The 12,057-nt window shown below is 55.5% G+C and carries 10 protein-coding genes; 4 read left to right on the forward strand and 6 right to left on the reverse strand.

Features of this window, described 5'->3' with window-relative positions; genetic code table 11:
- Position 1: 1 nt before the first annotated feature.
- Positions 2–349 carry an arsenate reductase (glutaredoxin) gene (arsC, locus tag JK231_RS07650; protein WP_058959115.1) on the forward strand — a complete coding sequence of 116 codons (348 nt, stop codon included), beginning with the start codon at positions 2–4 and terminating at the stop codon, positions 347–349.
- Here arsC and hda read toward each other — a convergent pair.
- The 3 genes from hda to upp all read right to left on the reverse strand — a co-directional run bounded on the left by hda (position 346) and on the right by upp (position 3,293).
- Positions 346–1,047 carry a DnaA inactivator Hda gene (gene hda, locus JK231_RS07655; protein WP_202403671.1) on the reverse strand — a complete coding sequence of 234 codons (702 nt, stop codon included), beginning with the start codon at positions 1,045–1,047 and terminating at the stop codon, positions 346–348. The two genes, arsC and hda, sit on opposite strands and share 4 nt — an antisense overlap.
- Positions 1,048–1,140: 93 nt before the next feature.
- Entirely contained in the window at positions 1,141–2,424 is a 1,284-nt protein-coding gene (uraA, locus tag JK231_RS07660; protein ID WP_038645460.1) for a uracil permease, read from the reverse strand.
- Between the two features lie 242 nt (positions 2,425–2,666).
- Positions 2,667–3,293, reverse strand: a complete 627-nt coding sequence (gene upp / locus JK231_RS07665; protein WP_211728302.1) for a uracil phosphoribosyltransferase — start codon at positions 3,291–3,293, stop codon at positions 2,667–2,669.
- Positions 3,294–3,532: 239 nt separating this feature from the next.
- Between upp and purM the strand changes: the two genes are divergently transcribed.
- Both purM and purN read left to right on the forward strand, forming a co-directional pair.
- Entirely contained in the window at positions 3,533–4,573 is a 1,041-nt protein-coding gene (purM, locus tag JK231_RS07670) for a phosphoribosylformylglycinamidine cyclo-ligase (RefSeq protein WP_034825969.1), read from the forward strand.
- Positions 4,570–5,208, forward strand: coding sequence for a phosphoribosylglycinamide formyltransferase (gene purN, locus JK231_RS07675; RefSeq protein WP_160834301.1), 639 nt, complete (start codon positions 4,570–4,572; stop codon positions 5,206–5,208). The genes purM and purN overlap by 4 nt, the downstream gene beginning before the upstream one ends.
- Positions 5,209–5,345: 137 nt before the next feature.
- Here the strand turns inward: purN and pstB are convergent, their stop codons facing one another.
- The 3 genes from pstB to JK231_RS07690 are packed head-to-tail and all read right to left on the reverse strand — an operon-like array spanning position 5,346 to position 9,814.
- Complete coding sequence (gene pstB / locus JK231_RS07680; protein WP_211728303.1) at positions 5,346–6,113, reverse strand: phosphate ABC transporter ATP-binding protein PstB; 768 nt, start codon at positions 6,111–6,113, stop codon at positions 5,346–5,348.
- Between the two features lie 12 nt (positions 6,114–6,125).
- Positions 6,126–7,724 (reverse strand): phosphate ABC transporter permease PstA, encoded by a 1,599-nt coding sequence (pstA, locus tag JK231_RS07685; RefSeq protein ID WP_211728304.1) that lies wholly within the window; start codon positions 7,722–7,724, stop codon positions 6,126–6,128.
- Positions 7,721–9,814, reverse strand: coding sequence for an ABC transporter permease subunit (locus JK231_RS07690; RefSeq protein ID WP_211728305.1), 2,094 nt, complete (start codon positions 9,812–9,814; stop codon positions 7,721–7,723). The genes pstA and JK231_RS07690 overlap by 4 nt, the downstream gene beginning before the upstream one ends.
- Positions 9,815–9,996: 182 nt before the next feature.
- Here JK231_RS07690 and ppk1 point away from each other — a divergent pair, with 182 nt between their 5' ends.
- Complete coding sequence (ppk1, locus tag JK231_RS07695) at positions 9,997–12,057, forward strand: polyphosphate kinase 1 (protein WP_097118592.1); 2,061 nt, start codon at positions 9,997–9,999, stop codon at positions 12,055–12,057.

The following is a 12,057-nucleotide window of genomic DNA, read 5'->3' on the forward strand; positions in this document are numbered from 1 at the left end:
AATGGTGAGCATTTATCACAACCCGCGTTGCAGCAAGAGCCGCGAAACCCTGGCGCTGTTGCAGGATAAAGGCATTGAAACTGATGTGGTGCTGTATCTTGAAACACCGCCTGACGTGCAGGCGCTAAAAAAACTGCTGCAACAGTTAGGCATGAGTAGTGCGCGCGATCTGATGCGCCGCAAAGAAGATCTTTATAAAGAGTTAAATCTGGCAGACAGCCAGTTGAGTGAAGATCAACTGCTGCAGGCGATGGTTGAGCATCCGAAACTGATCGAACGCCCCATCGTGATCAACGGTGATCAGGCACGAATTGGCCGTCCACCGGAAGCGGTGCTGGAGATTGTTTAAAGCCCCAGCGCTTCTTTGACAAAAGGAATGGTGAGCTTGCGCTGTGCGCTAATAGAGGCGCGATCTAACCGATCAAGCGTATCAAACAGCGTGCGCATTTCGCGGTCGAGGCGTTTCAGCAGGAAGCGCCCGACATCTTCCGGTAACTCAAAACCACGCAGCCCTGCTCGCATTTGCATCGCCTGGAGTTTGTCTTCATCTGACAATGGCTGCAAACGATAGATTTGTCCCCAGTCGAGACGGGAAGCTAAGTCCGGCAGGCCAAGATTGAGCTGACGCGGTGGACGATCGCCGGTGATCAGCAAACGCGTTTTGCCGATTTCCAGAATACGGTTATAGAGATCGAAGATCGCCATCTCCCACTCGGCATCACCGGCAATGCATTCGATATTATCAATGCAGACCAGTGCCAGGTTCTCCATGCCGTCCAACACTTCCGGCACAAACCAGGTGCGTTTATCGAGCGGAACATATCCCACCGCTTCACCACGGGCCGACATCTCAGCACAGGCTGCATGCAGTAAGTGACTTCGGCCGCCGCCTTCACGTGACCAAAAATAGAGATAGCTGCCGTGTTGCTGAGAGAGTGCGCCTTGCAGCGCCGCCAACAGAGACGGATTTTCCCCCGGCCAGAAACTGGCAAAGGTTTCATCATCGGGTAAATAGAGTGGCAGTGAAAGCTGTGCCGGCGTGTTCAGAAGTACCTCAACGGATGAGCAGGCAGAAAACGGCGCAAGTTTATCACGATCCTTGCAAGAGATGAACCAGGCTTCCCTGCCCGGCAAAGCGCATTAACTTTCGCGCTTTTCTTCGGCATCCAGTACCACTTCCTCGGGCCGTAACAGATTGATTACGCGGAAAATCAGTGCCAATGCGACGCCAACGATGGTGGCCAGCGCCATGCCTTTCAGTTCTGCAGCGCCGATATGCACTTTCGCGCCGCTGACGCCGATGATCAGGATCACCGAGGTCAGGATCAGATTCTGCGCTTTGTTGTAATCCACTTTAGATTCAATCAATACGCGAATACCGGAAGCCCCGATCACTCCGTACAACAGCAGAGAAACGCCCCCCATGACCGGCACCGGGATCGCCTGAATTGCGGCCGCCAGTTTACCTACGCAAGAGAGCAGAATCGCGAAGATCGCCGCCCCGCCAATCACCCAGGTGCTGTATACGCGGGTAATTGCCATCACGCCGATGTTCTCACCGTAAGTGGTGTTTGGCGTGGAACCGAAGAAACCGGAGATCATGGTGGACAAGCCGTTAGCAAACATCGAGCGATGCAGGCCGGGATCGCGAATCAGATCTTTTTTCACGATATTGGCGGTAACGACTAAGTGGCCAACGTGCTCAGCGATCACCACCAGCGCCGCAGGCAGGATGGTCAACATCGCGGCCCATTCGAAGCGCGGCGTGTAGAAGGTTGGCAGTGCAAACCACGGCGCATCAGCCACCGATTGCCAGTTTACGATGCCCATAAAGGAGGAGAGCGCGTAGCCAGCCAGTACGCCGATCAGAATCGGGATAATGGCGAGGAAACCGCGGAACAGCACCGAACCAAACACCGTGACCGCCAGTGTCACCATCGAAATGATGATGGTTTTGCTGTCTGGCGAGGTGCCATCGGCTGGCAACAGACCGGCCATATTGGCTGCCACGCCCGCCAGTTCCAGACCGATCACCGCAACGATTGCGCCCATCGCGGCCGGTGGGAACATCACATCCAGCCAGCCGGTACCGGCTTTTTTGACGATCAGCGCCACTACACAGAACAGGAAACCGCAAAGAATAAAGCCGCCCAGCGCCACTTCATAACCCAGCGGCAACAGCAGCAGCACCGGTGAAATAAAGGCAAAGCTCGAACCCAGATACGCCGGGATTTTTCCTTTACAGATAAACAGATACAGCAGCGTACCAACGCCGTTAAACAGCAATACGGTGGCCGGGTTGATGTGGAACAGAATCGGCACCAGCACCGTGGCGCCAAACATGGCGAACAGGTGTTGTAAGCTGAGTGGAATGGTTTGCAGCAGCGGTGGACGTTCGTCTACCCCGATCGCGCGTCTTGTCATTATCTCTCTATCCCCATTAGTCGTTATGAATGCTGTTTGTTCAGGCCGCGCCATCAGGGAGCCGCGCAATTCATTACGCAATATTCCAACACGCTAAGTGCCATGTCGGGAAAAAGAGCGCGATAAATCGCGCCGCTACCAAAGGTGCTGGTGTTTATGCGGCACTGAACTAAAGGGCATTACTTGAGTTGTTGTGTTTTTGCCAAAAAAAAGCCGACTCTCTGGCCGGCTGGATGCTTTCTTTATTTCGTTCCGAAGATCTTATCGCCGGCATCGCCGAGACCTGGAATGATATAGCCCTTCTCGTTCAATCCCTGATCGATTGACGCGGTGTAGAGCTCAACGTCCGGATGCGCTTTCTCCAGCGCCGCAATCCCTTCTGGTGCTGCCACCAACACCAGCACTTTGATGCTGTTGCAGCCCGCTTTTTTCAGCAGGTCGATAGTGGCGATCATCGAACCACCGGTTGCCAGCATCGGGTCAACGACCAGTGCTAAACGCTCTTCGATATTGGACACCAGTTTCTGGAAGTACGGCACCGGCTCCAGCGTCTCTTCATCACGATAGACACCGACGACACTGATGCGCGCGCTTGGCACGTGCTCCAGCACACCTTCCATCATGCCAAGGCCCGCACGCAGAATCGGCACCACGGTGATTTTTTTGCCTTTGATTTGATCGACGTCGACCGGGCCGTTCCAGCCTTCGATGGTGACGCGCTCCGTGACCAGATCGGCAGTGGCTTCATAAGTCAGCAGGCTGCCGACTTCTGAGGCCAGCTCGCGGAAGCGTTTGGTGCTGATATCATGCTCACGCATCAGGCCCAGTTTATGTTTGACCAGCGGGTGTTTGACTTCCACGATCTTCATGATTGTTCTCCCGGAATTGAGTTGAGCTAAAAAAAATCGCCGGATTATACCGCCTTTTTGCCGCTGCGCCACTTGTCATTGGTCAATGGCTTAGCGCGATTAGCGTGATCTTAAGGATTGGCGAAAAATCAGCACTGTGCAAAGCGGCGTGAGATGGCACTCGCAAACGTTTGCCTGCGCTGATAGAATTAGCGCGCTTAATTTTTGCCACCAACCGCAATTCGCGTGGGGATTCCGCAGTGACCGACAAAACCTCTCTCAGCTACAAAGACGCCGGTGTTGATATCGATGCTGGTAACGATCTGGTTGACCGTATTAAAGGCGTAGTAAAGAAAACTCGCCGCCCGGAAGTGATGGGTGGGCTGGGTGGCTTTGGCGCGCTCTGTGCGCTGCCGCAGAAATACCGCGAGCCTGTGCTGGTCTCCGGAACCGATGGCGTCGGCACCAAGCTGCGTCTGGCGATGGATCTCAAACGTCATGACAGCATCGGCATCGATCTGGTTGCGATGTGTGTGAACGACCTGATTGTACAAGGCGCTGAGCCGCTGTTCTTCCTCGACTACTACGCAACCGGCAAACTGGACGTGGATACCGCTTCAGCGGTGATCACCGGTATCGCTGAAGGTTGCCTGCAGTCAGGTTGTGCGCTGGTCGGCGGTGAAACCGCTGAGATGCCAGGCATGTACCACGGTGAAGACTACGACGTGGCCGGTTTCTGCGTCGGCGTGGTGGAAAAATCAGAAATTATTGATGGTTCGAAAGTGCAGGACGGCGACGTGCTGATCGCGCTGGGTTCAAGCGGCCCGCATTCGAACGGTTATTCGCTGGTGCGTAAGATTCTGGAAGTCAGCCAGACTGATCCAGAAACCAAACAGCTGGATGGCAAACCACTGGCCGATCACCTGCTGGCACCGACTCGTATCTACGTGAAAAACATCCTTAGCCTGATCGAGCAGGTGGATGTGCACGCGATTTCTCACCTGACCGGTGGCGGCTTCTGGGAGAACATCCCACGCGTGTTGCCAGACAATACTCAGGCGGTGATTGACGAGAAGAGCTGGCAGTGGCCGTCCGTGTTCAGCTGGTTACAGCAGGCCGGTAACGTCAGCCGTCATGAAATGTATCGTACCTTTAACTGCGGCGTGGGCATGATCATCGCGCTGAGCCCGGCCGATGCCGATAAAGCGGTACAGCTGATGACCGACGCTGGCGAACAGGCGTGGAAAATCGGTGTGATTAAAGCCTCTGACTCAGAAGAGCGAGTGGTTATTAATCCATGAAAAAACTGGTTGTACTGATCTCCGGTAACGGAAGCAATCTTCAGTCCATCCTCGACGCCTGCGCAAGCGGGCGTATTAACGGCAGCGTCGCTGCCGTTTTCAGTAATAAAGCCTCGGCATTTGGTTTGACGCGTGCGCAGGAAGCCAGCGTGCCGGGCCATAGTCTCGCCGCCAGTGACTTTGCCGACCGCGATGCGTTTGACCGCCAACTGATGCAGGAAATCGATGCCTATGCGCCGGATTTGGTGGTGCTGGCCGGTTACATGCGCATTCTCAGTCAGGCGTTTGTCGCGCATTATCACGACCGGTTGGTGAACATCCATCCGTCGCTGCTGCCGAAATATCCCGGACTGCATACCCATCGTCAGGCGCTAGAGAATGGTGATGAGGAACACGGCACGTCGGTGCACTTTGTTACTGACGAACTGGATGGCGGACCGGTGATTTTGCAGGCGCGCGTTCCGGTATTTGCTGAAGATGATGAAGAAGAGATCACCTCACGTGTACAGCATCAGGAGCATGCGATTTATCCGCTGGTGATCGGCTGGTTTGTCGATGGACGCTTGCAGATGCGTGATGGAAAAGCCTGGCTGGATGGGCAACCGTTGCCACCTCAGGGTTACGCACACGACTGATTTTCACCTTATTCAGCCGCTTGCAGACACGTTGCCCCGCTTAATTCACCCCAGTCACTGGCTGATGTCAGCGCCTGGGGCTGCTAAAACCTGTTGCCTTTCTACGCCCTGAAAACGTAGCGCACGTTGCCTATCCCTTAACCAAATCTACCCGTAATGTAATCTTCGGTTTTGCGCGCTTTTGGCGAGGTGAAGATGCGGTCGGTTTCATCAAACTCCACCAGTTGTCCGTTATGCATAAACGCCGTGTAATCTGACACGCGCGCCGCCTGCTGCATGTTGTGCGTCACCAGCACCAGCGTGAAATGCTGCTTTAACGTGGTCATCAACTCTTCGATCACTAGCGTGGAAATCGGATCGAGCGCCGACGTCGGCTCATCCAGCAGCAATACTTCCGGCTCAATGGCAATGGCACGCGCAATCACCAGACGCTGCTGCTGACCGCTGGAGAGCGTCAACGCATTCTGTGCCAGCTGATCTTTCACTTCACTCCACAGTGCCGCTGCACGCAGTGCACGTTCACAAGCTTCGTTCAGCACGCGACGATCGCGCACCCCTTGCAGCCGCAAACCGTACACCACGTTCTCGTAGATCGATTTCGGGAATGGATTCGGGCGCTGAAATACCATGCCAATCCGGCGACGCAACGCAGGCAGATCCTGATTCGCCTGCATCACCGCATGCTGATCGAGCAGAATTTCACCTTCAATGCGGCAGCGATCAATCACATCGTTCATGCGATTAAAGCAGCGCAGCAGCGTTGACTTGCCACAACCGGACGGACCAATCAGCGCTGTGATGCGGTTTTTCGGGATGTACAGATCGATATTGTTCAGCGCCTGGCGTTCACCGTACCACAGCGACAGTTGGTTAACGGTTAACGCGATGTCGTAATCGGGCGTCATCTAAAAACCTTTCTAGTGCGTCATGAGGCGGTAACGCTCGCGCAGCCGATGCCGCAGCGCCATCGCCAACAGATTGAGCGACAGGATGATCACCACCAGCAGCAAGGCGGTGGCGTAAACCAGCGGTCGGTCAGCGTCGATATTCGGGCTCTGGAAGGCCAAATCGTAAATCTGAAAACCGAGGTGCATAAATTTGCGGTCGAGGTGCAAATAGGGGAACACCGCATCCACCGGTAACTCCGGGGCCATTTTCACCACACCCACCAGCATCAGCGGGGCGGTTTCCCCTGCTGCACGCGCTACAGCCAGAATCAGGCCGGTGAGCATCGCCGGGACCGCCAGCGGTAACACCACGCGCCACAGCGTTTCCGCCTGAGTGGCACCCAGCGCCAGCGAGCCCTGACGCAGATTATCCGGGATGCGTGACAGCCCCTCTTCGGTGGCGACAATCACCACGGGTAATGTCAGCAGCGCCAGCGTCAACGCCGCCCATAGCAGGCCCGGCGTGCCATAGGTCGGATTCGGCAACGCGCGCGAGAAAAACAGCTGATCAATCGTGCCGCCGATCAACCAGACAAAGAAGCCCAGACCAAACACGCCATACACAATCGACGGCACACCGGCGAGATTCACCACCGCGATGCGCACCAGCCGCGTTAACGCATGACGTCCGGCATATTCGTGCAGCCACACCGCCGCCACCACCCCCAGCGGCATCACGATGATCGACATCAGCAACACCATCAGCACGGTGCCAAAAATCGCCGGGAACGCCCCGCTCTCGCCGCCGCCTGATGTCGGGGAATCGCTGACAAACTGCCAGATTTGACTGAAGAAGTGCTGTACTTTCTGCCTAAACGACATCGCATTCGGATACCAGGCATCCACCACCTGCGCCAGCGGAATGATATGATCCTGCCCCTGCACATCGCGCAGCACCAACGTGTCGCGTTCGCTCTCATGTTGCAGATGGGTCAGTTGTTGCGCTAGTGCGCTAAAGCGCCGTTGCAGCGCCACGCTGTTGGCATCGAATTCCGATTGATCCTGCAGGGTGAACGTGCCGCGCTGACGTTGCTCATCAGCTTGCTGCTGCAGGCTTTCCAGCTGTGCATTGAGGCGCGCCATTTGCACTCGACGAATATGGCTGGCCTGGCGTAACTGCTCATGCACCTGTGCCAGCCGCTGATGCAGCAGCGCATCACGATCGCGCGCGGTCAGCACTTCATTATCTTCCCGCAGTTCAATCAGCCAGCCGTAAGCGTTGCCACCGCTGCGGCGCTGTAAAACCACCACATCTGCCGGGCGACGCGTTTTCGCCGCGCCCTGGCTATACAGCACACGGAAATCCGGTGCGGCAAAGTCACGATTGCCGGTTTTCACCACATAGCGCCACTGCTCGCCCTGCGGCTGTTGGTTCAGCGTTTCGCCCAGCACCATCACCGCCGAGCCTTCCGGCGGCTGGAACAGATATTGATCCACCGGTTGTGGCCAGAAGGCGCGCATGCCCTGCCATCCCAGCAGGCCAATCAGCAAGGTAAACGCCAGTAAACACACGGCCACCGCACCAGCAGTCAGCCAGCGCCAGCGATCGTTTTGACGCATCGCTTTCATCCCTGTCCCTCATGCTGGCTGTAGCGCTGGCGCAGACGCTGACGAATCAACTCCGCAACGGTGTTGATCACTAAAGTGAATATCAGTAACAACAGCGCACTCAGGAACAGAATTCGGTAATGCGCACTGCCCGCTGCCGCTTCCGGCATCTCAATGGCGATGTTAGCCGAAAGTGCACGTAATCCGGCAAACAAGCCGCCTTCACTGACCGGCGTGTTACCGGTGGCCATCAGCACAATCATGGTTTCCCCTACCGCGCGGCCAAAACCGATCATCAGGGCAGCAAAAATGCCTGCTGATGCACCTGGCAGCACCACACGCGTCAGGGTTTGCCACGGCGTAGCGCCCAGCGCCAGTGAACCTTGCCCCAGCGCGCCCGGCACGCTGAATAAAGCATCTTCTGACAAGGTGAAAATCAACGGCACCAATGCAAAGCCCATCGCCAGCGCCGCGACCAATAAGTTGCGTTGTTCATAATGCGCCAACCGCTCGCCGATATCCGGCCACAACTGCGTGGGCAGCCACAGCGTCAGGAGTGTGACGGCCAGCAATACCGGCAGCAGCAGAATCACCTCGAAACCTGGGCGTCGCCAACGCGCTGGCAAATGCGGACTGAGCACGCCGCACAGCAATAAAGTCACCGCCAGCACCAGCGGTAGCAGCAACACGCCGACCAGCGCGGTACTCACGTGCGGTGCCAGCCAGACGCCGGCAATCAAGCCAATCACCACGCTTGGCAACGCGCCCATCATTTCAATGCCCGGCTTCACCCAGCGGCGTAATCCCGGAGACATAAACCATGCGGTGTACATTGCCGCCGCCAGAGCCAGCGGTGTGGCAAACAGCAGCGCCAGCGAGGCCGCTTTTAGCGTGCCCAGCACCATCGGTATCAGACTGAATTTGGCCTGATAGCTGTCGCCAGCCGCAGTGGATTGCCATACCCAATCGGGCTGAGGATAGTTTTCGTACCAGATTTTTTGCCACAGATTGCGCCAGGTGAAATCGGGCCACGGATTATCCAGCGCAAACTGTTGCCACTGCCCTTCCCGTTCAATAATCAGCGCATCGCCGCGGGGTGAAAAGGCCAGCGCCTGGATGCCCGGTGCCAGCTGACGCGTCAAAATCGGTCCCTGCTGCTTGCTGGCGAACAGTTTGACCTCACCCGCTGCATTAAAGGTGGCAAACACACGACGCTGCGCCTCAGGCACAACCTTCAGCGCATCCTGGCTGTGATCAAAGGTATGAATTTCCTGCAACCGCGGCCCTTTATCGCCTGCGATGGCAAACCATTGCTTGACCCCCTGGGTATCCTGAATCAGCAGCGTGCGCCCCCCGGTGAGGATATGCAGGCTTTGCGGACGCTGGTTAAGGGTCTGCGTTTCGCGCAGCTGAGCGCCTTCTGGCGTGATTTGCCATACACGCAGCAAACGCCCTTCGCTGGCGTACAGCAATGTGCCATCGGGGGATAACAGCAAATGCTCGGCTTGCTGCTGTGGCAGCAAAATCTGATTAACGGTTTGCTGGTTCTCCAGCGTCATTACGCTGATGCCTGCCGGCGTTTGGGCGGCAATCCGCCATTGGTGATCGCTTAGCGAGGTGAGCGCCATGGTGGTGACCGCGCCTTGCGCCAGATGCAGCGGACGATCGCCAAACGGGAAGAACCATTGACCGTGGTTTTCGTGGATCAGCGGTTGCATCAGCAGCAGTGCGCCCTGCATATTGAGCAATACGCTATTGCTATTGCTGCTGTTGACCGCCGCATCAGGGTGCTGTTGCAGCACCAGCGCCTCAGCGGCGGGCTGCCCATCGAGTGGAATAAAGCGCGCCTCGTTGCGGCTGATGCGCCAGCCGAGATGCCCATCGCTGCCCATCGCCAGTACCTGGGCTTTATCCCAAAGCTGCATATTGGTGGTGGCTTGCATGCCCGGCGCGCTGAAAAGGGGTAACACCACCCAGATCAGCCAGAAGAATAGCAGCAGCATCAGCAGCAAAATGCCCACGCCGCAGCCTGTCACCACGCGACGAACAAACTGATCGACAGCACGGCGACGGCGGTCGCTGAAATGGACAGGGATACGATTTATGCTCATGCAGGCCAGGTTACAGGTGAAAACACGTCGCTATGTTGCCCGTAGCTGATTGATAAGACAACCTTTGGCGTTGGACAAGCTTGCCATACTCTCGCCATAATGGTGACGGACACTGAGCGGAGGCGCATTTTTGCGATTTTCCCGCCGGACAATCCGTCCAGCAACAGCCTCACGGAGTCAGAATGGGTCAGGAAAAGCTGTATATAGAAAAAGAAATAAGCTGGTTAAGCTTCAACGAACGTGTATTACAGGAAGCAGCGGACAAAACGAACCCGCTAATCGAGCGCATGCGCTTCCTGGGAATCTATTCCAACAATCTCGAAGAGTTCTACAAAGTGCGCTTCGCCGATCTGAAACGTCGCATTCTGATTGGTGAGGAACAGGGCACGCCGACGACCCTTCGTCATATCCTGAAAAAAATTCAGCTGCGGGTGCAGAAATCGGATCAGGAATTCGATGCACTGTACAACGACCTGCTGCTGGAGATGGCACGTAATCAGATCTTTCTGATTAACGAACGCCAGCTGTCGCCGAATCAGCAAGAGTGGCTGCGCTATTACTTCAAACATCAATTACGCCAGCACGTCACGCCGATTCTGATTAACCACGACACCGATCTGATTGAGTTCCTCAAAGACGACTACACCTATCTGGCGGTTGAGATTATTCGCGGCGACGATATTCGTTACGCGCTGCTGGAAATCCCGTCTGACAAGGTCCCACGTTTCGTCAATTTACCCGCTGAATCACCGCGTCGTCGCAAGCCGATGATTCTGCTGGATAACATCCTGCGCTATTGCCTGGATGAGATCTTCAAAGGCTTCTTCGATTACGATGCGCTGAATGCTTATTCGATGAAGATGACGCGCGATGCTGAATATGACCTCGTTACCGAGATGGAATCAAGCCTGCTGGAACTGATGTCCTCCAGCCTGAAGCAGCGTCTTAACGCAGAACCGGTGCGCTTTGTGTATCAGCGTGATATGCCGGATGCGATGGTGGAAATGCTGCGCCATAAGCTGTCGATTTCGAACTACGATTCGATTGTGCCGGGCGGCCGTTACCACAACTTTAAAGACTTTATTGGCTTCCCGAACGTCGGCAAAGCCAATCTGGAAAACCGTCCGCTGCCGCAAATCCGTCACATCGGCTTTGATGGCTTCCGTAACGGTTTCGATGCCATCCGTAATCGCGATGTGCTGCTCTACTATCCGTATCACACCTTTGAGCACGTGCTGGAGCTGTTGCGTCAGGCATCGTTCGACCCAAGCGTGCTGGCGATTAAGATCAACATTTATCGTGTCGCTAAAAACTCACGCATCATGGATGCGATGATCCACGCGGCGTACAACGGTAAAAAAGTGACTGTGGTGGTGGAGCTGCAGGCGCGTTTTGATGAAGAAGCCAATATTCGTTGGGCAAAACGCCTGACCGAAGCGGGCGTGCACGTGATCTTCTCCGCGCCGGGTCTGAAAATTCACGCCAAACTGTTCCTGATTTCACGTCGTGAAGGCGATGAGATTGTGCGTTATGCGCATATCGGCACCGGTAACTTCAACGAAAAAACCGCACGCATTTATACTGACTATTCATTGCTGACCGCCGATGCGCGCATCACCAATGAAGTGCGCCGCGTGTTCAACTTTATTGAGAACCCGTATCGTCCGGTGACGTTCGAACACTTACTGGTGTCGCCGCAGAACTCGCGCGACATGCTGTATAAGTTGATCGATGCCGAGATCGCCAATGCCCAGCAGAAAAAACCGGCGGGCATTACGCTGAAAATCAACAACCTCGTCGATAACGGCCTGGTAGATCGCCTCTATGCCGCGTCATCTGCGGGCGTGAAGATCAATTTACTGGTGCGCGGCATGTGTTCTCTGATCCCTGATTTACCGGGCATCAGCGAAAATATTCGTATTACCAGCATCGTTGACCGTTATCTTGAGCATGACCGCGTCTATATTTTTGAGAGCGACGGCGAGAAAAAGGTTTATCTCTCTTCCGCAGACTGGATGACGCGTAATATCGATCACCGTATAGAGGTGGCCGTGGCGATCCTTGATCCCCGCGTGAAGCAGCGCATTCTGGATATCATTGCCATTCTGTTGAGTGATACCGTGAAAGCGCGCATCGTGGACAAAGAACTGAGTAACCGTTATGTTCCGCGCGGCAATCGCAAGAAGGTGCGCTCGCAGCTGGCGATTTACGATTACATCAAGAAACTGGAACAACCCGAATAA

Origin of the sequence: Pantoea sp. JGM49 (genome assembly GCF_018257655.1) — a bacterium.
GTDB classification, from domain to species: domain Bacteria; phylum Pseudomonadota; class Gammaproteobacteria; order Enterobacterales; family Enterobacteriaceae; genus Pantoea; species Pantoea communis.